Origin of the sequence: Nocardia sp. NPDC004151, from assembly GCF_042874235.1 — a bacterium.
In the GTDB taxonomy this organism is placed as follows: Bacteria; Actinomycetota; Actinomycetes; order Mycobacteriales; family Mycobacteriaceae; genus Nocardia.
Genome location: NZ_JBIAMR010000027.1, coordinates 17,447 through 38,848, shown reverse-complemented (window position 1 = coordinate 38,848; position 21,402 = coordinate 17,447). Strand labels below are relative to the sequence as shown.

Annotated in this window: 18 protein-coding genes; 8 read left to right on the top strand and 10 right to left on the bottom strand. The window is 69.1% G+C overall.

Annotation, left to right across the window (positions count from 1 at the left end; all coding sequences use genetic code 11):
* Positions 1–114 precede the first annotated feature (114 nt).
* The 3 genes from ACFYTS_RS35380 to ACFYTS_RS35370 all read left to right on the top strand — a co-directional run bounded on the left by ACFYTS_RS35380 (position 115) and on the right by ACFYTS_RS35370 (position 3,507).
* Positions 115–1,605: an NCS1 family nucleobase:cation symporter-1 gene (locus tag ACFYTS_RS35380; protein ID WP_387309588.1), complete on the top strand. Its 1,491-nt coding sequence runs from the start codon at positions 115–117 to the stop codon at positions 1,603–1,605.
* Positions 1,606–1,792: 187 nt separating this feature from the next.
* The gene (locus ACFYTS_RS35375) at positions 1,793–2,251 is read left to right on the top strand and encodes an Rrf2 family transcriptional regulator (RefSeq protein ID WP_357288504.1); all 459 of its coding nucleotides are present in this window, start codon (positions 1,793–1,795) and stop codon (positions 2,249–2,251) included.
* A gap of 8 nt (positions 2,252–2,259) precedes the next feature.
* Positions 2,260–3,507 carry a globin domain-containing protein gene (locus ACFYTS_RS35370; protein ID WP_387309587.1) on the top strand — a complete coding sequence of 416 codons (1,248 nt, stop codon included), beginning with the start codon at positions 2,260–2,262 and terminating at the stop codon, positions 3,505–3,507.
* Between the two features lie 100 nt (positions 3,508–3,607).
* Here the strand turns inward: ACFYTS_RS35370 and idi are convergent, their stop codons facing one another.
* From idi to ACFYTS_RS35350, 4 genes are all read right to left on the bottom strand, one after another.
* The gene (gene idi / locus ACFYTS_RS35365) at positions 3,608–4,198 is read right to left on the bottom strand and encodes an isopentenyl-diphosphate Delta-isomerase (RefSeq protein ID WP_387309586.1); all 591 of its coding nucleotides are present in this window, start codon (positions 4,196–4,198) and stop codon (positions 3,608–3,610) included.
* Positions 4,195–5,067 (bottom strand): geranyl diphosphate 2-C-methyltransferase, encoded by an 873-nt coding sequence (locus tag ACFYTS_RS35360; protein ID WP_387309585.1) that lies wholly within the window; start codon positions 5,065–5,067, stop codon positions 4,195–4,197. The genes idi and ACFYTS_RS35360 overlap by 4 nt, the downstream gene beginning before the upstream one ends.
* Before the next feature lie 106 nt (positions 5,068–5,173).
* The gene (locus tag ACFYTS_RS35355) at positions 5,174–6,697 is read right to left on the bottom strand and encodes a family 2 encapsulin nanocompartment cargo protein terpene cyclase (RefSeq protein ID WP_387309584.1); all 1,524 of its coding nucleotides are present in this window, start codon (positions 6,695–6,697) and stop codon (positions 5,174–5,176) included.
* A 15-nt stretch (positions 6,698–6,712) separates the two neighbouring features.
* Positions 6,713–8,119, bottom strand: coding sequence for a family 2B encapsulin nanocompartment shell protein (locus ACFYTS_RS35350; RefSeq protein ID WP_357288519.1), 1,407 nt, complete (start codon positions 8,117–8,119; stop codon positions 6,713–6,715).
* A gap of 345 nt (positions 8,120–8,464) precedes the next feature.
* Between ACFYTS_RS35350 and ACFYTS_RS35345 the strand changes: the two genes are divergently transcribed.
* Positions 8,465–11,428: an AMP-binding protein gene (locus tag ACFYTS_RS35345; RefSeq protein ID WP_357288522.1), complete on the top strand. Its 2,964-nt coding sequence runs from the start codon at positions 8,465–8,467 to the stop codon at positions 11,426–11,428.
* 376 nt (positions 11,429–11,804) lie between these two features.
* Here the strand turns inward: ACFYTS_RS35345 and ACFYTS_RS35340 are convergent, their stop codons facing one another.
* The 3 genes from ACFYTS_RS35340 to ACFYTS_RS35330 all read right to left on the bottom strand — a co-directional run bounded on the left by ACFYTS_RS35340 (position 11,805) and on the right by ACFYTS_RS35330 (position 14,578).
* Positions 11,805–12,224: an Ig-like domain-containing protein gene (locus tag ACFYTS_RS35340; protein ID WP_357288525.1), complete on the bottom strand. Its 420-nt coding sequence runs from the start codon at positions 12,222–12,224 to the stop codon at positions 11,805–11,807.
* A 186-nt stretch (positions 12,225–12,410) separates the two neighbouring features.
* Positions 12,411–13,550, bottom strand: coding sequence for a dTDP-4-amino-4,6-dideoxygalactose transaminase (gene rffA, locus ACFYTS_RS35335; RefSeq protein WP_387309583.1), 1,140 nt, complete (start codon positions 13,548–13,550; stop codon positions 12,411–12,413).
* A complete protein-coding gene (locus ACFYTS_RS35330; protein ID WP_357288595.1) occupies positions 13,547–14,578 on the bottom strand; it encodes a glycosyltransferase in 1,032 nt (343 codons plus the stop codon). The genes rffA and ACFYTS_RS35330 overlap by 4 nt, the downstream gene beginning before the upstream one ends.
* 411 nt (positions 14,579–14,989) lie before the next feature.
* Here ACFYTS_RS35330 and ACFYTS_RS35325 point away from each other — a divergent pair, with 411 nt between their 5' ends.
* The 3 genes from ACFYTS_RS35325 to ACFYTS_RS35315 are packed head-to-tail and all read left to right on the top strand — an operon-like array spanning position 14,990 to position 17,998.
* Positions 14,990–17,224 (top strand): hypothetical protein, encoded by a 2,235-nt coding sequence (locus ACFYTS_RS35325; RefSeq protein WP_387309605.1) that lies wholly within the window; start codon positions 14,990–14,992, stop codon positions 17,222–17,224.
* Positions 17,221–17,766, top strand: coding sequence for a GtrA family protein (locus ACFYTS_RS35320; protein ID WP_387309582.1), 546 nt, complete (start codon positions 17,221–17,223; stop codon positions 17,764–17,766). Before ACFYTS_RS35325 ends, ACFYTS_RS35320 begins: the two co-directional genes overlap by 4 nt.
* 10 nt (positions 17,767–17,776) lie before the next feature.
* A complete protein-coding gene (locus tag ACFYTS_RS35315; RefSeq protein ID WP_357097016.1) occupies positions 17,777–17,998 on the top strand; it encodes a Trm112 family protein in 222 nt (73 codons plus the stop codon).
* A 23-nt stretch (positions 17,999–18,021) separates the two neighbouring features.
* Here ACFYTS_RS35315 and ACFYTS_RS35310 read toward each other — a convergent pair whose 3' ends face one another.
* From ACFYTS_RS35310 to ACFYTS_RS35300, 3 genes are read right to left on the bottom strand one after another with little or no spacing between them, the layout of a single operon-like run.
* Entirely contained in the window at positions 18,022–18,639 is a 618-nt protein-coding gene (locus ACFYTS_RS35310; RefSeq protein ID WP_357288534.1) for a TetR family transcriptional regulator, read from the bottom strand.
* The gene (locus ACFYTS_RS35305; RefSeq protein WP_387309581.1) at positions 18,636–19,424 is read right to left on the bottom strand and encodes an ABC transporter permease; all 789 of its coding nucleotides are present in this window, start codon (positions 19,422–19,424) and stop codon (positions 18,636–18,638) included. The genes ACFYTS_RS35310 and ACFYTS_RS35305 overlap by 4 nt, the downstream gene beginning before the upstream one ends.
* Entirely contained in the window at positions 19,421–20,155 is a 735-nt protein-coding gene (locus ACFYTS_RS35300) for an ABC transporter ATP-binding protein (protein WP_357288539.1), read from the bottom strand. The genes ACFYTS_RS35305 and ACFYTS_RS35300 overlap by 4 nt, the downstream gene beginning before the upstream one ends.
* Positions 20,156–20,331: 176 nt before the next feature.
* On the opposite strand from ACFYTS_RS35300, the gene ACFYTS_RS35295 reads away from it, so the two are divergent.
* Entirely contained in the window at positions 20,332–21,390 is a 1,059-nt protein-coding gene (locus tag ACFYTS_RS35295; protein ID WP_387309580.1) for an NAD-dependent epimerase/dehydratase family protein, read from the top strand.
* Positions 21,391–21,402: the final 12 nt, after the last annotated feature.

Sequence of the window (21,402 nt, the reverse complement as noted above, 5' to 3'; positions counted from 1 at the left end):
GTCGGAAAAGATATACGGATCACGCAATGACCCGGAAACCGAAAAGCAATCCATGGGGAACGGCTCGTTCCTACCTTGAGCACACTCATCGGCTTTCGGATCGGATGCAACCCCATGACCGACATCGTCACTCCCGCATCGGCGGGTGCGGAATCAGCGGCGCCGCCGCCCGCTCCAGACTACGACCTCAGGCTCACCAATGACGATCTCGCCCCCCTGAAGAAACAGACCTGGGGCTCGTACCACATCTTCGCCTTCTGGATGTCGGATGTGCACAGCGTCGGCGGATACGTCACCGCCGGCAGCCTTTTCGCGCTCGGCCTGGCGGGTTGGCAGGTGCTGGTCGCCCTGCTCATCGGCATCACGATCGTATATTTCCTGTGCAACCTGGTGGCCGCGCCCAGCCAGCGCGCGGGCGTCCCCTACCCGGTCGTGTGCCGCAGCGCCTTCGGCGTGAAGGGCGCCAATATCCCGGCCATCATCCGCGGCCTGATCGCGGTGGCCTGGTACGGGATTCAGACCTACCTGGCCTCGGCCGCGCTGATCGTGGTGGCGGTCAAGCTCTTCCCGAGCCTGGCCCCCTACGCCAAGTCCGGCGACTACGGCTTCCTCGGCCTGTCGCTGCTCGGCTGGGGCGCCTACCTGGTGCTGTGGATCGTGCAGGCCGCGGTGTTCTGGCAGGGCATGGAGTCCATCCGCAAGTTCATCGACTTCTGCGGTCCCGCCGTGTATGTCGTCATGTTCTTCCTGTGCGGCTATCTGATCTACAAGGCCGGCTGGGGCGCGATCGACCTGCAGCTGGGCGCGGTGAAGTACCACGGCTGGGACGCCCTGCCGGTGCTGCTGGGCGCGATCGCGCTGGTGGTGTCCTACTTCTGCGGGCCCATGCTGAACTTCGGCGACTTCTCCCGCTACAGCAAGTCCATGGCGGCGGTGAAACGCGGCAACCTGCTCGGGCTGCCGGTCAACTTCCTGGCCTTCTCGCTGCTCGTGGTGATCACCGCTTCGCTGACCATCCCGGTGTACGGCGAGCTCATCACCGATCCGGTCGAGACCGTCTCGCGCATCGACTCCACCTTCGCGATCGTGCTGGGCGCGCTCACCTTCACCATCGCCACGGTCGGCATCAATATCGTCGCGAACTTCATCTCCCCCGCCTTCGACTTCTCGCACGTGAGCCCGCAGAAGATCTCCTGGCGGATGGGCGGCATGATCGCGGCGGTCGGGTCGGTGCTGATCACGCCGTGGAACCTGTACAACAACCCGGACGTGATCCACTACACCCTGGAAGTGCTGGGCGCGTTCATCGGACCGCTGTTCGGCGTGCTCATCGCCGACTACTACCTGGTGCGCAAGAAGACCATCGTGGTCGACGAGCTGTTCACCATGGCCGAGACCGGCAAGTACTGGTACCGCAAGGGATTCAACCCGGTCGCGGTGATCGCCACTGTGATCGGCGCCATCGCGGCGGTGTTCCCGGTGCTGGCCAAGAACGTGTACGGCATGCACACCGCGGCCCAGTACAGCTGGTTCATCGGCTGCGGGTTGGCGCTGGTCATCTACTACGGGCTGGCCACGCGCACGAAGCTGATGGTCGCGGCCTGAGGGAAACTCTTCTCCCTCACCGAAATCCCTGGCAGCGGTGCCGGTCGCTGCCAGGGATTTGCTGTATCGGTTATAAGGGGTGCGGTTTTGGTGTGGTGCAGGTTACATAATCCGCACGGATTCGCGTATTAAAGCGCACACCAAGATAATCTGCTTTTCGGAATCGGAATTAGCTACGGTGGATCTCATGCAGCTCTCCCGGTTCACCGATCTCGGCCTACGGTCGCTCATGCGGCTGGCGGTCAGTAGTGGGGCCGAGGAACGCGTCACCGTCAAACTCATTGCGCGACAGGTGAACGCCTCCGAGAACTACGTCGCCAAGGCCGTCTCCAAACTCGCTGAACTCGGTTATGTCGAGTCGCAGCGGGGGCGCACCGGCGGGATCTTCCTGACCGAGGCTGGCCGAACCACCACTATAGGCACCATTGTCCGTCACCTCGAAGGCGACGACGAAGTCATCGACTGCGTCGGCGACAATCCGTGCCCGCTCGCGAATGCCTGCCGATTGCGGGGTGTCCTCCGGGCCGCGCAGAACGCATTCTATGCCGAGCTCGATCGGTACCTGCTGTCCGATCTGGTGGATCAGCGCACCGTGGAGTTGCTGCATATGCCGGTATTCCCGGCAGTCGCACTCATCGATACCTAGGAGACCTCATGAGGCTCGCGCCGGATTCCACACTGCACAACGCCGTCGACCTGGAACCCGAGCATGCCGAGGTGATTCGCGCGACCCTGCCGCTGGTGGCCGCGCACATCGACCGGATCACCGCGCTGTTCTACACCAAGATGTTCGCCGCCCATCCAGAACTGCTGCGCGACCGCTTCAATCGCGGCAATCAGCACGACGGAGCGCAGCAGAAGGCGCTCGCCGCCTCCATCGCCACCTTCGCCACCCACCTCGTGGACCCGAATCTGCCCCATCCGCGGGAACTGCTGGCCCGCATCGGCCACAAGCACGCTTCGCTCGGCGTCACCGAACCCGAGTACCGCATCGTGCACGAGCACCTGTTCGCCGCCATCGTCGAAGTGCTGGGCGCGGACGTGGTGACCGCGGAGATCGCCGCGGCCTGGGATCGCGTGTACTGGCTGATGGCGCGGACCCTCATCGATTTCGAACGCGAACTCTACGACGCGGCCGGGGTCGAGCCCGGCGACGTGTTCCGCGCTACCCGCGTGGTGCAGCGCATCGACGACCCCTCGGGTGTGACCACCTTCGTGGTCGAGTCCTCCGACCCGGCGGCCCCGCTGCCCGGATTCGCGCCGGGACAGTACATCTCGGTCGGCGCGCGGCTGCCCGACGGTGCGCGTCAGCTGCGCCAGTACAGCCTGGTCAACCGCGGGGGCGACGGCCGGCTCGCGTTCACGGTGCGCAAGGTGCTCGCCGAGGCGGGCACGCCCGCCGGTGAGGTCTCGACCTGGCTGCACGACACCGTCGTGGTGGGCGATGCCCTCGAGATCACGCTGCCCTTCGGCGATCTCACGATCGACACCGAGGCCACCACACCGGTCGTGCTGATCTCCGCGGGCATCGGCGTGACTCCGATGGTCGGAATCCTGGAATACCTGGCGGCCGAAGCTCGTACCCGCCGAACCGTCATCCTGCACGCCGACCGCTCCACCACCGCGCACCCGCTGCGCGAGACGATCGCCGATCTGGCCACCCAGCTGGCGGACGTCGATCTCCGCGCCTGGTACGAAGCCGACGGCCACGGCTTGCTCGATGTGACCCGGATCGATCTCCCCGAGGACGCGGACTACTACCTGTGTGGCGGCACCGGCTTCCTGCAACATGTCCGCGCCCAGCTCGAATCCATCGGAATCCCTTCCGACCGAGTGCATTTCGAGCTCTTCGCGCCCAACGACTGGCTGCTCGACGGGGAGCGCGAGCCCGCCCTGGCCTGACACCCACCGACCGGGCGCCGCTCGGGTCGCATCGCACCGTGGTGGTGCGGCCCGGCGGCGGGGATGCCGCCGGGCGGCGACGTCGGTCGGCGCCCGGCCTTCAGCCGCGTGCGGCGATGACCTTCAGTACTCCGCTCAGCCAGGGGGTGTAGCGGGCGGGCTCGTTCGCCACATCCTCGGCCAGGGTGTCCGGCCGGATCCACGCGGTATCGGCCACCTCGTCCGGATTCGGGTGCGGGACGGCCTCGTCCAGCCGCCCGATCACCACGTGGTCGTACTCGAACTCGACGCGGCCGGTGTTCGGGTCGGTGGCCTGGTAGGTGAACGCGCCCACCTCGGACAGTTCCGCGGTGACGCCGAGCTCCTCGTGCAGCCGCTTGGCCGCCGCCTCCAGCACCGGCTGCCCGGGTTCGGGATGCCCGCAGCAGGTATTGGTCCACAGCAGCGGGAAGCGGGTCTTCACCGCGGCCCGCTGCTGCAACAGCACCCGCCCACCGGCGTCGAACAGCAGCACCGAGAACGCTCGGTGCAGCTGTCCGGGCGCGGTGTGCGCCGCCGCCACCGACAGTGATCCGCGCGCGTCGCCCTGCTCGTCGACGAGTTCGACGAGCAGGGTCTCACGGTCGGCCACCGGGGTGGCGTCGGATGCCGCCACCGGGGTGGTGCCGGATGCGTCAAGGGTGCCGGTCACCTGCCCACCTTATCGGCGACGATCATCAGGTACTGGAAGCTGCCCTCCTTGTACGAGGTCAGGAAGGGTTTCTCGACTCCGGTCGCGAGCTCGGAGTGGGTGCGCAGCTCCCAGTACGGGATGGTGTCCGGGGTGAGGTCCCTGACCGCGACCGGGACCAGGTTGTTGGCCGCCAGCGCCTTGAAGTACTGGCTGCGCGGGTGGATGTTGCAGCCGTAGTGGGCGTCGATCCAGCTCACCGAGGAGGACCGGGCGCCGAACACGTCATTGGAGCAGCCGGTGATGCAGACGTAGCGCCCGCCCGGCTCGAGCAGCCGGGAGAACTCGGCGAACAACTCGAACAGGTCCACGTACATGGTGGTCTCGTTGGTCCAGATGCCGCGCTTGGAGCCGGACTCGAACCCGGTGTCGAGCATGTTCTTGAAGTGGAACCGGACCTTGTCCGAGACGCCGCGCTCGCGGGCCTGGTCGTTGGCGAAGCCCACCTGGTACTCGGAGATGGTGACGCCGTCCATCCGGCAGCCGAAACGCTGGTTGGCCATGAAGCTGGTGCCGCCGCGGCCGGATCCGCCGTCCATCAGCGCGTCGCCGGGGCGGACGTCGCCGAGCTGGTCGAGCAGTAAGTCGGCCTGGGCCGTCTCGAGCCGGTGCAGCTCCGTGACCAGGCGTTCCTGACGGGTCTCCTCCGGACCCTCGAGGACCGACAGATCGGGTTCGCCGATGCCGTAGTGGTGGTGATAGAGCCCGTCCACCTCGCCGAGTTTGGTGTTGACCCGGTCGTCGTTGGGGTTGTTGTTCCAGTACGACGCGACCGATTTCTGATACTCGGTCTTCAGCACGGCGTCGGCCTGGGGGTGGAGCGCGGTCATGGCAGGTCATCCTCTCGAATGGGTGATATGACACTGGAAGTACTGCGCGAACGGACACACCGGAGTGCGGGACGGGAACACCGGATCGCGTGGAATGCGAAGCGGCTCAGGGATTATCGTTGTAGCGGCGACTGTCCGCGTGCCAGGCGCGGTTGCCGCCCATCCAGGACCACAACCCGGTCAGGAAGCGGCGCAGTTCGGGGGACCCGGTGGCGGCGAGCGCGCCCGCCTCGGCCTCGAAGCGGTGCACCAGTTCGTCGTGGACCTCGGCGGTGCGCTGCACGGCCTCGCGGCGGGAACAGTTCTCCTCGGCGGCCAGTACGGTCGGGAGGTTGAATTCCCGTCCGCCCGAGAGATCCTCGCGAGCCATCGAGTAGAGATCGTTGACCATCTGGCTGGCCAGTGCGGCGGTGGTGACCACCCGCCGCACCCGCGGATCGGCGTACTCCGCGGCCGGTAACTCGTACCCGCCGACCGCGTCCAGCGGGGCCATACAGGGCAGGAAGCTGTGCGGTTGCCGGTTCAGCAGGTATTCCCACACCGGCGGCGTCCGCCCGGCCGCCCGCCAGCCCGCCTCGGCGCCGAGCGCGATGAACCAGCCCGCGATCTCGGTGCGCAACCGGGCCACCTGGGCCGGGGTGGCGAACCGCGACAGGTGCTCGAAGGAGGTGCGGAAAGCGCGCAGGATGGGATCGGCGCGCATCGCCTCCTCCACCTTGACCTGGTAGCGGGGTGGCAGGTGCACCGGATCCATGGCGGCGGCGGCCAATTCGAGCCGGGGACCCAGCTCGGCCTCCGCGCTGGACTTGGTGCCGTCCGGCGCGATGTCGCCGGCGTCCTCCTCGCAGTAGTAGTCGTCGACCGACCACTCCGAGACCGCGCATTTGGCGACCGCCAGCAGTCGGTCCGCATCGTCGCAGTCCGGATGCGCGAGCATGATCAACCGGCCGAAGTCGGCCTTGCGTAGATCGTCGAGCCGGCCCTCGTAGAGTCCGATCTCCTCGGCCCACGCGATGATTCCGACGTTCACCGCCTCCGCGAGCGCGGGGTTGTCCCGCACCGGCGGCGGACAGTAGAGCGTGGGAATCATCGACCCGCGCGGTCGGCCCCGATGGGTGGAGGCCGTCCCGATGCCGGTCGGTCCGTGCGAGAACTGGCGGGGGTCAACAGAACTCGGAACCGCACCGGAGACCGGGATGACCGGTGCGGCGGGCGGAGTGGCCGGGGGCGCGGGAATCCGCCCGGAACCCAGGGGCCGGGGGATGGGACCCCGCGACCGGGCCGGGGAGATCGGCGGACGCGGCGTCGGCACCGCGCCGCCGGCAGGCGACGGCGGACGCGATGCCTGTCCCGCGAGCTCCGTGATCACCCGGGGGGTGGGTAGGTTCACGCGGAGACTCGGGGCCCCGAGGCCCGAGGGGCCGAGCAGCCGTCGGGGGGAGAGCTCCTCGGGCGCGCCGAGGCCGGGATCGGCGCGGCCGAGGGATCGATCACCCTGGGCCGCCGCGGCTTCGGCGGCGGCGACCAGGGTCTCGGGTGCGGTGGTGTCGAGATTGGTCAGCAGAGCGGCGACGGCCACCGCCACCTCATGGGTGGCGGGCGGGGCCGCGGCGCGGGAGAGCACCGACATGGGTGGACACCTCGCTCAGTCGGACTGACGGGCGACCAGCACGTTGTCGAGAATGCCGAGCGCGTCGGGGACCAGGACGGCGGCCGAGTAGTAGCAGCTGACCAGGTAGGAGATGATCGACTGATCGTCGATGCCCTTGAATCGCACGTTCAGGCTGGGCTCGTACTCGTCCGGAATTCCGGTCTGGTGCAAGCCGATCACGCCCTGATCCTTCTCACCGGTCCGCATGGCGAGGATGGACGTGGTCTGGGTGTCGGAGACCGGGATCTTGCCGCACGGGAAGATCGGCACCCCGCGCCAGGCCGGCACGCGATGGCCGTCGACCTCCACCGGGTCCGGATACAGTCCGCGCTTGGAACATTCGCGGCCGAACGCGGCAATCGCCTTGGGGTGGGCCAGGAACAGCTTGGTGCTGCGGCGCATGGACAGCAGGTCGTCCATGTCGTCCGGGGTGGGCGCACCGGATTCGGTGTAGATGCGCTGCTTGAGGTCACAGTTGTTGAGCAGACCGAAGTCCGGATTGTTGACCAGGTCGTATTCGCGGCGCTCGTAGAGGGCCTCGATGGTCAGGCGCAACTGCTGTTCGATCTGATCCATCGGATCATTGAACAGGTCGGCGACGCGGGTGTGCACGCGCAGCACCGACTGGCCCAGGCTCAGCTCGTACTGGCGGGGCTGGTCGTCGTAGTCGACGTAGGTGCCCTCGAGCATCGGCTCGCCGGAATGGCCGGAGGAGATGAGGATCTCGGCCTCGCCGTACTTGTTCTGCGGCAGCGCGGGCGCGGTGGCCACGGCGGAAAGATGTTCCGCCAGTGCCGGAATGTTCTCGGTGAGCTGCTCCACGGTGGAGCGGGCCAGCACCAGCATGGTGGTCGGGGTGACCGTCTTGATGGTGACCGGCCAGATGCCGTCGCCGCTGGTGAGGGTCTCGTCGCCGAAGAAGTCGCCGCCGCCGAGCATGCCGAGCTTGGTGGTCTCGCCGTATTCGCCGGCGCCGATCTTGGACAGCTTGCCGTGCACGATGAGCAGCACCTGGTCCATGGGGTTGCCGAATTCGGCGACCACGGTGCCGGCGGGCAGATCCCGCTGCTCGAAGCGCCCGGCCACGGCGGCCAGCACCTCCTCGTCGTCGAATCCGCGCAGCTGTGGCAGCTCCTGCAGCTCGAGCGGGATGACCCGGGCGTGCGGGCCGTTGATGATGTACTCCACCTCGCCGTTGCCGACGGTGTGGGTGAGGCGGCGGTTGACCCGGTAGACGCCACCCTTCACCTGGGTCCACGGCAGGGAGCGGGTCAGCCAGCGGGAGCTGATGCCCTGCATCTGCGGTTCGGATTTGGTGGTGTGGGCCAGCTGGCTGGCCGCGGCGGTGCTGAGGGACTTGCGTTGGCCGTTAGTGAGCTCGATGGGCAATTCGATGGTCATGCTGCGGTCCTCACCTAGAAGGGCCACCGCGGTAAGAGGGCGGTGGAGTCCACGGCAGAGCAGCAGGCCCGGACGGGGCCTGCGGAAATTAGACAAGTGAGTGAATTGACAAGCGCGACACTGCGTTCCAGCGATACCGATGGTAGAGCTCTGTCCGGTGCGGCGGACCGAAAAGGCAAAACATGATGCCTGGAATGTTGCTGTATCCCGTAAACCCCGAACGCCCGGTTTGGTTAGCCACGAATAGCTCGCATGGTGCTGGTCACAGCGCCAGCGCAGTAGGCTGGGGGTATGGCAAGCTCATCGGGACGCGTCGGGGCGGGTGACGCTGGTCAAGGCCAGGAAATGTCTGGGAGAGAAGCCGTGAAATTCAATACGAGGTCCGTCGTGGGTCCGATCGAGCGACTGGTCGCGACCGCGCAGAACGGGCTGGAGGTGATCCGGTTCGGGGGGCTGGTTCACGAGATCGAATCGTCACCGTACGAAGTGGTGGAGCGGAAGCGGATGTACCGCCTGCGGCACTACTTCCCCGATGACGCCGGGGCCGAGCGCCCCGTGGTGGTGCTGGTGCCGCCCATCATGGTGACCGCCGAGATCTGGGACGTGAATGCCGCCGATGGGGCGGTCGGCATTCTGCACCAGGGCGGAATCGATTGCTGGGTGGTCGATTTCGGCTCGCCCGCCACCGAGGAGGGCGGCTGGGACCGCGACCTCGCCGACCACGTGCTGGCGGTCTCGAGCGCGATCGACACCGTCACGGAGATCACCGGGCGCGCCGTCCATCTCATGGGCTACTCGCAGGGCGGCATGTTCGCGTATCAGACCGCGGCCTACCGCTACGGCAAGGGCATCGAGTCCATCGTGACCTTCGGCAGCCCGGTCGACGCCGTGGCCGGAATGCCGTTCGGCCTGCCGCACGGCCTGGCCGCCGACGCCGCGGACTTCCTCACCGACCACGTGCTGAACCGGCTGCCCATCACCGATTCCATGGTGCGCCTGGGCTTCCAGGCCCTGGACCCGGTCAAGACGGTGCGTTCCCGGCTGGACTTCCTGCGCCAGCTGCACAACCGCGAGGCGCTGCTGCCCAAGGAGCGTCAACGCCGCTTCCTCGAAGTCGACGGCTGGCTCGGCTACCCGGGCCCGGCGCTCACCGACCTGCTGCAGCAGTTCGTCAAGCACAATCGAATGATGCTGGGCGGCTTCGTGATCCGCGACCAGCTCATCTCGCTGGCCGAGATCAAGTGCCCGATCCTGGCCTTCGTCGGCGAGGTCGACGACATCGGCCAGCCCGCCGCCGTGCGCGGCATCGTGCGCGCCGCCCCGAACGCCGAGGTGTACGAGACCAGCATTGTGGCAGGGCATTTCGGACTGGTGTCGGGATCCACCGCCACCAAACAGACCTGGCCCGTGGTCCGCGACTGGGTCAACCACGTCAGCGGGCGCGGCGACCTGCCCGAGCAGGTCGAGCGGATGAGCACCGAGGTGGTCCGCGGCGGCCCGCGCACCGGGCTGACCCGGGTGGTGCACGCCCTGGGCACCCTGGCCGAGGCCGGGACCAGCGTCGGCAAGACCATCGAGGGCGTGGCCGGGCAGACCCTGCGCGGCACCATCGAGCTCACCAGCGAGGCCGCCCGCGCGCTGCCCCGGCTGACCCGGCTGGGCATGATCCAGCCGCACACCCGGATCTCGCTGGGCCGCCTGCTCGCCGAGCAGGCCCGCCGCGCGCCCGGCCGGGACCTGTTCCTGTTCGACGACCGCGTGCACACCCAGGAGGCGGTCAACCAGCGCATCGACAATGTGGTGCGCGGACTGATCTCGGTCGGCGTGCGCCCCGCGACCCGGGTCGGCGTGGTCATGGAGACCCGGCCCAGCGCCCTGGCCGCCATTGCCGCCCTCTCGCGCCTGGGCGCGGTGGCGGTGCTGCTCGCGCCGGGCAGTGAACTGTCCAAGATCGCCGAGCTGACCGGAACCAAGCTGCTCATCGCCGACCCGGAGAACCTGGCCAGCGCCGCGGCCACCGGGCACCGGGTGCTGGTGCTGGGCGGCGGCGACACCCGCGACCTGGACGTCCCGCTCGGCGCCGACGTGGTCGACATGGAACAGATCGACCCCGACACGGTGGAGCTGCCCGCCTGGTACCGCCCGAATCCGGGCCTGGCCCGGGAGCTGGCCTTCATCCTGGTCACCGGCACCGGCGACAAGTTCGACGTCAAGTACGTGACCAACCACCGCTGGGCGCTGTCGGCCTTCGGCACCGCCTCGGCCGCCGACCTGGGCCGGCACGACACCGTGTACTGCCTTGCGCCGCTGCACCATTCGTCCGGATTGCTGGTGAGTCTGGGCGGCGCGGTCGCCGGCGGCAGCCGCATCGCGCTGGCCCGTTCGCTCGAGCCCGCCCGGTTCGCGGAGGAGGTGCACCACTACGGGGTCACCGTGGTCACCTACACCTGGACCATGCTGCGCGACATCCTCGACACCGACACCTTCGTCGCCGGGCACCCGCACCCGATCCGCCTGTTCATCGGCTCGGGCATGCCCGCGGGCCTGTGGCGGCGCACCGAGGAGCGCTTCACCCCCGCCAAGGTGGTCGAGTTCTACGCCTCCATCGAGGGCGACGTGGTGCTGGCCAACGTGGCCGGGGCGAAGATCGGTTCCAAGGGCCGGCCGGTGCCGGGCACCGCGAAGGTGGAGCTCATCGCCTACGACCCGCTGACCGACGAGATCCTGACCGAGGACAGCGGTTTCGCCCGGCGCTGCGCCGACAACGAGGTGGGCCTGCTGATCGGCACGGTGACCGACGCCGTCGACCTGTCCGCGGGCGGCCTGCGCGGGGTGTTCACCCCTGGCGACGCCTGGATGCCGACCGAGAACCTCTTCCGCCGCGACAGCGACGGCGACTACTGGCTGATGGACCGCCGCGACACGGTGATCCCCACCCCGCGCGGTCCGGTCTACACCCAGCCGATCGTGGACGTCCTCAACGACATCACCGCGGTCGACATGGAGGTGGCCTTCGCCATCCCGGCACGCGACCGGGTGCTGGCCGTGGCAGCGGTGAGCGTCCGCAAGGGCTTCACCCTGGCCCCCAAGGACGTCACCGAGGCGGTCCGGGCCCTGGCTCCCGAACAGCGCCCCGACATCGTCTACGTCGTCGACGACATCCCCCGCAGCTCCACCTTCCGCCCCTCCACCCGCGCGGTGCAGGCCGCGGGCCGGGCCGAGCCCGACGACCGGACCTGGTGGTACAACCGCACCGCCGACGCCTACGAGGTGCTCACTCCGGAACTGGCGGCGCGCCTGTTCGCCTGACCGATGTCCGGAAAGCGCCCCGGCTCCTGTACCGGGGCGCTTTTCCGTGTGTCCGGCCCTTCGTGGTCACCGTGCTGGACGTCGTCCTGAAAGTCCGCGCACCGTAACGAGATTCGACGATCCTCACGGGTGAGCGGAGTCAGCGCCCGCTCGACTAGGGCGGTGTCGCAGTGTTCGGCGATCCGGTCGCCCGCCGACCCACTGTTCTCGCCTACCGTCGTGCCACCACCACTCCGATCACCCCATGATCGAGGCCCCGCGCGACTCCGCCGCCGGCCTGGCCGCCGAGGTGCGCACCCGCCTGCGGGGGTGACCCCGAAACGGTGAACGCCCCCGGAGGGCGGAGCCTCCGGGGGCGTTCAGCCGATGGGGCGGGTTACTGCGCGCTCAGGCTGCTCTGCGAGGTGCAGGAGGCGCTGCCGGTGCCGAGCAGCTTCGACACGATGCTCTGCTCGGAGACGTTGACGTCGGTCGACTGGCTGCTGATCAGCTCCTGCTTGGCGGTGATCGTGTGCTTGCCCGCGGTCTTCGGGGTCCAGTTGATGGTGGCCTGGTTCGCGGCCAGGACGACGCTGGACTTGCCGAACTCGACGCCGTTGTCGAGGAAGGTGACGGTGAACAGGCTGCCGCCGATCGTGGTGTTCGCAGTGACCAGGTACGAGCACCCGACCACCGGGTTCTGGCTCGCGACGATCACATTGTTGATGAGCGCGTTGGCGTTGGGTGCCGCCAGCACCGCGACGGCGGCCATGGCGCCGAAAGCGCCCACACCGTAACCAGCTCGCATCTTGCCCATGTGTGTCTACCTCTCAATCCGGTCGGCCAGACGCGCCGACTGGATGTGAAAGGTATCTGCTCCACACCCCCGGTGAGTGATTTCGAGAGAAATTCTCTCAGTAAATTTTCAGCTCACAGTTGGTCATATGCCCAGGTTAGGACCGTGACTTGCGGTACCAGATATGTGTTCCGCTCGCCCCGAGGGCTAGACGGCGAAGCTCGTGACGCCCTCGACGACCCGGGTCAGCTGAGCCTCGGTCAAGCCCGGCCACAGCGGCAGCCGGACCAGGGTGGCGGAGAACTCGGCGCTGCGCACACACGGGTTCGGTGTGCGGCCCAGCTTCAAACCGGCGGGGGAGGAGTCCAGGGGCACGTAGTGGAACGGGGCCACGATGCCCAGACCCGACAGATGCGCGATGAGCGCGTCCCGGCGCTCCTCGGTCGGGACCCGCAGGTAGTACAGGTGCGCCGTGTGCTCCCGGTCCGACGGCACCGACATCAACCGAATGTCGTTGCGGGCGGCCCACTCCGGCAGCGTCGCCGCGTAGTGGTCCCACACCCGGTGCCGGTTGCGCTGGATAGCGTCGAACTCCGCCAGCTGCGCGTCCAGCACCGCCGCGTTCAATTCGCTGGGCAGATACGAGGATCCGATGTCCTGCCACGAGTACTTGTCCACCGCGCCGCGCAGGAACCGAGCCCGGTCGGTGCCCTTCTCGCGAATGATCTCCGCACGCGCCATGAGGATCTCGTCGGTGAGCAGCACCGCGCCGCCCTCACCGCAGTGCACGTTCTTGGTGTCGTGGAACGACAGCGCGCCCACCGTGCCGATGCTGCCCAGCGGACGGCCGCGGTAGGAGCCGCCCAGACCGTGCGCGTTGTCCTCGATGATGGCGAAACCGTGCGCGTCCGCCAGCCGTTGCAGCCCTTCCATATCCGCGGCCACACCGCCGTAGTGGATGACCACCACGGCCTTGGTGCGCGGGGTGACCGCCGCCGCCACCGACTCCGGGTCCAGGCTGCCGGTCGCGAGATCGATGTCGGCGAACACCACGGTGGAGCCGCGCAACGCCATCGAGGTGGCGGTCGAGGTGAATGCGAAGCTCGGGACGATCACCTCGTCCTCGGGCCCGAGTTCCAGCAGCAGCCCGGCCATTTCGAGCGCGTGCGTGCACGAGGTGGTCAGCAGCGCGTGCGGCGCGCCGGTGATGTCGCGCAGCTTCGCGGTCGCCGCGGCGGTGAACGGACCGTCGCCGTGGCTGTGATCCGACGTCAGCACGGCTTCCACATTCGGCAGCTCGCGCGCGGCGCGGAACGGGCGGCTGAAGATGATGCGGTCACTGCTCACGCGCGGGGATCCCCCTCGATACCGTCGAAACGAGTTGCGGTGTGGCGGATTCCGGCGCCCACGCCCTGCTCCGGGCGCGGTGTCGGCGAATCCACTGTCAGATACAGGGGCTTACCGACCAGCACATGCAGTGCCACCCCGAGGTATTCGGCGATCAGGCCCAGCGAGAACAGCACCGCGCCCGAGCACAGCAGCAGCACCGTCATCAGCGACGCCCAGCCTTCCGGGTCCCGGCCGCTGTTGGTGAGCGCGTGGTAGACCACCCAGCCCGCCATGCCGAGCCCGCCCAGCGCGAGCGTCACGCCCAGCATGCTGACCAGGCGCAGGCCGCGAGTGCCGCTGCACAGCACCATCTTCCAGAACAGCGAGAACAGGCGGCGGTAGTTGTATCCGGACTCGTCGCGGCCCTCGGCGCGCAGCTGCACCGGCACCTGCGCCACCTCGCCCACCACCCAGGTGAGCGCCACGTCCAGGTACACGCCGTTGGAGGCCACCCGGGCCAGCTGCCGCGCGATGTCGCCGCGGATCAGCCGGTAGCTCTCGAAGCGGGTCGAGTCGGGGAAGGCGAACAGGGTCGCCAGCACCAGCTTCGCCCCGCGCGAGGTGATGTTGCGCAGGAAGCCGTGCGGGCGGGTGTTGACCGGCTTGGAGTAGACCAGATCGGCGCGCTCGGTGAGGGCGGCGTCGAGGAAGTCGGCGATGAACGCCGGATCGTGCTGACCGTCCTCGTCCATGGTGACCGTCCAGTCGCCCTGGGCGGCGGCCATGCCCGCGATGGTGGCGGCGTCCTGACCGTAGTTACGGCTCAGCCACACCACCCGCACCTGCGGGTAGGTATCGGCGAGCTCGCGCAGCACCACATCGGAGCGGTCGGGGCCGTGATCGTGCACCAGCACGATCTCCTCGACCCGGAAGCTCGCGCCGCGCGGCGTGGTCACCGGCTCGCCGAGCTTGTCCAGTTCACTGACCAGCGAGGCGATGGTGTCCTCACCGCGGTACACGGGCACCACGACGGAGACCGCGTGCACCCGCGCCGGGCGCTCGCCGGAGGTCACGCTGGGGTCGCTCGCGTAGGTGCGGGCGGACGGAATCGGCATCAGCTGAATGTACTTTCGATGACGGAGTGCGCCGGAACTCCACACCGGAAACCGGAGCCCGAGCCGTCGTGAACTCTAACACGCTGCTCGGCGCGGCATTCGGCGCGAAGTGTCGACATCCGCCCATCATTCCCCATCCCTGCCGGACGCGACGGATCGGCGTAAGCGGCATGGACGCCCGCCCGCTCGAGGCGCTGTCGGGGCACCGGCGTAAGTGCCATCGACAGCACCGCCCTGTAGGGTCTGGAACTCGTGGTGGACAGCTCAGTTTCCCAGGCGGTCGGGGCCGCCGAATCCGGGCCGGACGACGGCGACGCGGCGCGCCGCGCGACCCGGCGTGAGGTGTATCGCTGGGGCGGGGTGACCGTCCTCGGCGTGATCCTCGGTTACCTGGCCGTGGTGCTGGCCAACCCCCGCCACTTCTTCACCGACGACACCGAATCCCAGTACACCGGACTGTGGGTGTTCTTCGGCCGCGCCTTCCGCGACGGCCACTTCCCGCTGCTGCAGCCCCAGCAGTGGATGACCGGCAACTACACCAATGAGGAAGCGGGACTGTTCAACCCGCCGCAGCTGCTGATCGACCTGATCGCGCCCTCGGTGCCGAACCTGGCCCTCTACGCCACCATCGTGAAGGCGATCTACGCGATTATCACCGGGCTCGGCGTGTACCGCGTCTGCCTGGCGTACGGCGCGCGCCCGCAGTGGGCCGCGGTCGCCGGCGTGGCCATGCCGTTCACCGGCTTCTTCCTGTTCTTCGACGAGGCCAGCTGGTTCACCGCCATGGCGGGCACCGCGTGGATGATCCACGCCTGGGCCTCCTCGGAGCGCTACCTGCGCGGCGAGGGCGGTCCGATCCCGGTCTTCGTCTACCTGTACCTGGCCATCTCGGTGCAGTACGTGTTCCCCGCGGTCGAGGCCGTGCTCATGCTCCTCGCGGTGGCCGTCGGCTTCCTGGTGTGCCGGGGACCGCGCACCTGGCCGCAGTGGCGCGCCGCGTTCGGGCCGCTGCTGCGCCTGGCCGCCGCCGCGGGCTGCGCGGGCGCGGCGGGCCTGCTGACCTTCCTGCCGTCGATGCTGTCGGCGCAGGTGAGCTGGCGCGGCAATTCGCAGATCAATAACGACCAGTTCCTGACCGTGCCGTGGTCGGAGTCGCTGAACGCGAGCCTGCCCACCACCATGCCCGCGTTCAATTCGTGGTGGGGTTATGTGCAGCCGCTGCCCATGACCTACATCGCCTGGTTCCTGATCCCGGCGCTGGCCTTCGTGGACTGGAAGGCGGCGCAGAAGCACTGGAAGCAGTTCGTCGCCATCGCCCTGTTCGCCTTGATGGCGCTGATGTGGACGGCCGGGCCCGGCACCGTCGGCCCGCTGCGCTGGCCCGCCCGCGTGCTGCCCATGCTGGCGCTCGGGCTGCTGGTGCTGGTGTGCGTGCTGCTGGGCCGCTTCGCCACGCTGAAGGACCGCAGCAACCGGATCATCGCGGCGCTGGTGCTGGTGCTGGCGCTGTGGGTGCGCACCTTCTCCGCCGACCCGCACCGGGTGCTGTGGCATCTGGGCTCGGCCGCCGTGGTGATCGCGCTCGGATTCGGCGTGGTGTGGCTGGGCCGCGCCCGCGGCGCGTCCGGGGCCACCGCGCTGGTGATCGCGGCCATGGTGCCGATCGCGTGGTTCCAGGTGTGGTGGGTGCAGCCCACCCCGATGTCGTGGAACCTGCCCGCGAATCGCACCGAGGCCATGGCCGCGTTCCCGAAGTTCTCCGGCGGCACCACCATTCAGCTCTCCGATCGCGGCAGGCTGCAGCCCGCCGACAAGAGCCTCGAGGGGGCGTACGGGTCGCTGGTGTGGGGCAACTACGCCAAGGACCTGGAACAGGACTACGTCAACGGCTACACCCCCAACGGGCACTTCTACTTCGGCGAGATGCTGTGCATGAAGTGGGATTCCAGCGTCTGCCCCGAGGCTTACCACCGCCTGTTCAGCCCCGAGCCGACCACCGGCCGAATCCTGGCCGACCTCATGCTCATCGACCGGGTGGTGCTGCAGAAGGCCATGCTCCCCGACGCCGGTGACCAGCCCGCCCCCGAGGGCTGGCATTTCGTGGACGTCCCCGGCCACGAGAAGTACATCTGGGTGCTCGAACGCGACAACGGCCCGATCTCCACGGTCAACGGCCGCGTCGGCGACGCCCACGATGTCACCGCCACCTCGATCGAGGACACCGACACCACCAGCCGGGTGCGCGTGTCCTCGGAGACCGGCGGTCGCGTCACCTTCGCCCGCCTGGGCTGGCCCGGCTACCGGGTCACCCTCGACGGCAAGACCATCCCGTTCCACACCGTGTCGAAAGTCTTCGTCGCCGTGGACATTCCGGCCGGCACCGAGAACGCCGAACTGGAACTGAGCTGGCGGCCGCCGGGCTGGAAGATCGGAATCGCCAGCGCCGGAGCCGGACTCGTCGGCCTGGGCCTGCTGCAGTGGCTCTACGTCCGTTCCCGCCGCCGTGGCGTGGAGGCGCCCGCCGCCGAACAGCTCGACGACGAGCAGGATCGCGAACTGGTGGGTTCGCCGAAGTGACCGACGCGCGGCGCCGGCCGACCGACGACACGGCGGTAACCGGCGGCCACTCGCCCGGCGCCGATGCGAGCGCGCCCGGGCACGGCGAGAACGCGCCGGCCGGTCCGCTGCTGCGCCTGGTTCGCCGCCAGGAGGTGGCCTTCGCGCTGGTCGGCGGGTTCAACACGCTGATGGGCATGGTGCTCACCATCGTCTGGCTGACCGTCCTCGGCGACGCGGTGTCCAAGGATGTGGCCGCGGCCCTGTCGGTGGCGCTGGCCTACGCGGTCGGCATGGTGATCGCCTTCGCCCTGCACCGCACCCTGGTGTTCCGGGTGCGCGGCCACGTGCTGCGCGACTTCGTGGCCTTCGTCGGCGTGAACGCGGTCGGCATGGTGCTGAACATGGTGCTGCTGCAGGCGGCCGTCTCGCTGCTGCACGCCCCGGCCGAACCGGCCGCGGTCGTGGTCATGGGCCTGGTCGCGGTGGCCAGCTTCTTCGGCCACCGCCACATCAGCTTCCGCCGCCCCGCCGATTCCGTCGCCGCGACGCCCGACCGGTAGGTTGTCGGACATGTCGGAGGAAATCCTGGACCCCACCCTGCTGACCCTGCTGGCCTGCCCGCAGGACAAGGGCCCCCTGCAGCTGGTCCACACCGCCACCGGTGACACCGTGCTCTACAACCCGCGCCTGCGCCGCGCCTACCCGGTCGACAACGGCATCCCGGTCCTGCTCGTGGACGAGGCCCGCGATGTCTCCGACGACGAGCACACCTTGTTCCTGGGCCAGGACTGATCCCGGCCGCGGGCCGAGTTCGCTCAGCCCGCGGTGAGCCCGTCGAGGTCCCCGGTGAAGTAGCGCTGCAGCGTGGGACCGATGGCGCCGGCCAGCTGCTCGATCGGCATCGAGGCGATCGGTTCCAGCCGCAGGATCTTGCGGGTCACCAGCAGCCCCGCCAGCTGCGAGGCCGCCAGGACCGCGCGTTGCGCGCCGGTACCGGGCGGCGAATCCACGCGCGGGCGAATCTCTTTCAGCACCACCTCCAGCAGGAAGGTGCGCGCCAGCGTGGGATCGTCGCTGGCGAGCATGCTGCGGAAGGCGGCGACGGCGGGCATGCCGATGGGGGAGTCCCAGATGCCGACCACCGTGCGGATCATGTGCTCGCCCAGCTGCTCCACGGGGACCAGGGCGAATCCGGCCAGGATCTCCTGCGGGTCGATCGGCAATTGCAGTGCCGCCGCGAACAATTGGTGCTTGGTGCCGAAGTAGTGGTGCACCAGCGCCGGATCCACGGCGGCGGCGGTCGCGATCGACCGGATGGAGGCCTTGTCGAAGCCGACCTCGGCGAACCGCACCCGGGCGGCGTCGAGAATCGCCTCCCGGGTGCCGGAGTTGCCGGGACGGCGGCCGCTGCGCGTGCCGGAGCTACCCGTCACGCGGTCCGCCGACGTAGGGTCGCGGCCGCCAGAACCAGTGCCACCGCGGCGAACACGGCCACGATCAGAATGTCGCGCCACATCTGGCCCGTCGCCCCGGTATGCGTCGACACCTGCTCGAGCGCGTCGACGGCGTAGCTGAGCGGCAGCACATTGCTGATCGCCTCCAGCCAGCTCGGCAGCTGACCGCGCGGCACCAGCAGCCCGCACAGGAAGAACTGCGGCAGCACGATCACCGGCATGAACTGCACGGCCTGGAACTCGGTGCGGGCGAACGCGCTCGCCAGCAGGCCCAGAGCGACGCCGAGCACCGCGTCGATGACCGCGATCAGCACCACCAGGGCGGGACTGCCCGCCGCGTTCAGACCCAGCAGCCAGAACGCCACCAGGCACGCCACCCCGGCCTGCGCGGCCGCCGCGATGGAGAACGCGGTGCCGTACCCGGCCAGCAGATCCAGCTTGGACAGCGGGGTGGTCATCAGCCGTTCGAGGGTGCCCGAGACCCGTTCGCGCTGCATGGCGATGGCGGTGATCAGGAACATGACCACGAACGGCAGGATGCCGAGCATGGTGATGCCGATCCGGTCGAACAGCCGGGGCGCGCCGGGCATCATCGGATAGTTCTTGTACACGAAGTACAGCAGCGTCATGAGCAGCGCGGGCACCAGCACGATCATGGCGACCGTGCGGTGATCGGCGCGCAACTGTCGCAGAATGCGCACCGTGGTGGCGGTGTAGCAGCCCAGCGGGCGCGGGCCCGCGGGGCGCGAAAGGGTCGCGGTCACAGCTCTTCTCCCATCCGGATCAGCTTGAGGAAGGCGTTCTCCAGACTGGATTCGCCGGTGTCGGAACGCAATTCGGCGGGGGTGAGCTGGGCCAGCAGCCGGCCCTCACGCATGAGCAGCAGCCGGTCGCAGTGCTCGGCCTCGTCCATGACGTGACTGGACACCAGCAGGGTCCGGCCCTGCTTGGCGAGCGCGTCGAACTGCTCCCACAGATCCGCGCGCAGCACCGGATCCAGGCCGACGGTCGGCTCGTCGAGCACCAGCAGCTCCGGATCGGCCACCAGCGCGCACGCCAGGGACACCCGGGTGCGCTGCCCGCCCGACAGCTCGCTGCCGCGATGGCCGGAGTGACTGCTCAAGCCGACCGCGGCCAGGGCGGTCGCGACCTCGGCCCGCGAGGCGCCGTACAGCGCGCCGAAGTACGCCACATTGTCGGCGACGGTGAGGTCGTCGTAGATGCTGGGCGCCTGGGTCACGTACCCGACCCGCCGCCGCAGCGCGCGTGATCCGGCGTCGTCGCCGAGCACCCGCACGGTGCCGGATTCGATGATCTGCGTGCCGACGATGCTGCGCATGAGTGTCGTCTTGCCGCACCCCGACGGGCCCAGGAGCCCGGTGATGCTGCCCTTCGGGACGGTCAGGGAGATGTTCTGCAGCACCTGATGCCCGCCGCGGCGCACTTCCAGGTGCTCGATGGCGATGGCGTCGGTGGTTGTCGCTGGTGCCGTCACGGTCACCCTCAATTCATCGAGTGTTGAATTCACTACGTGATGAATTGTGCGCCGGTCGGCGACGCGAGGCAAGACCCCCGCGGGCCGGCCCGCCGCGATCTGACCAAATCGTGACGAACCCGGCGACCTCGGCCGGTCCGGGCGCATTCCGGCGGCACTGCGGCCAGAATCGCCGCATGCGTGTACTCCTGACCGGCGCAGCCGGGTTCATCGGCTCGCACATCCACCGCGCGGCGCTCGCCGCCGGACATGAGGTCGTCGCGGTCGACCTCATGCTCGCCGCCGCCCACGGCCGCGACGCCGTCCCGCCGCCCGGCATCGTCCCGGCCGACGTCCGTGACCCGGATGCCCTGGCCGAGCTGCTGACCGGCGTCGACGCGGTCTGCCACCAGGCGGCCGTGGTCGGCGCGGGGGTGAGCGCGCAGGACGCGCCCGCCTTCGCCAGCCACAACGACCTCGGCACCGCGGTCCTGCTCGCCGCCATGGACCGGGCCCGCTGCCGCCATCTGGTGCTGGCCTCGTCCATGGTGGTCTACGGCGAGGGTCGCTACGTCGACTCCGCGGGCGACCCGGTCGACCCGGCCCCGCGCACCCGCGCCGACCTCGACGCCGGGCGCTTCGACCACCGCGGCCCCGACGGCCGCCCACTGTCCTGGGCGCCGATCGACGAGGACGCCCCGCTGCGGCCGCGCAGCCTCTACGCCGCCTCCAAGGTCGCGCAGGAGCATTACGCGACCGCCTGGGCCGCGGCCACCGGCGGCACCGTCACCGCGCTGCGCTACCACAATGTCTACGGCCCCGACATGCCCAGGGACACGCCGTATTCCGGTGTCGCCGCCATCTTCCGGTCGGCGCTCGAGGCGGGCGAGGCCCCGCGCGTCTTCGAGGACGGCACCCAGGCCCGCGATTTCGTGCACGTCCGCGATATCGCCGCCGCCAATGTGGCCGCCCTCGAACAGCCGCTGGCGGCGTTCGCCCCGCTCAATATCGCCTCGGGCATTCCCATCACGATCGGCGACGTGGCGGCCACCCTGGCCGCCGCGTGCGGGGGCAAACAGCCGGTGGTGACCGGCGAATACCGCTCCGGCGACGTCCGCCACATCGTGGCCGGACCCGAACGGGCCCGGCGCGCACTGGGTTTCACCGCCGCCGTCACCCCGACCGCGGGCCTGGCCGAATTCTCGTCCGCGCCGTTGCGTGCCGCCTGCGGGGAGGGAGCGCCCACCTGGCGGTGAATCCGCGTGTTG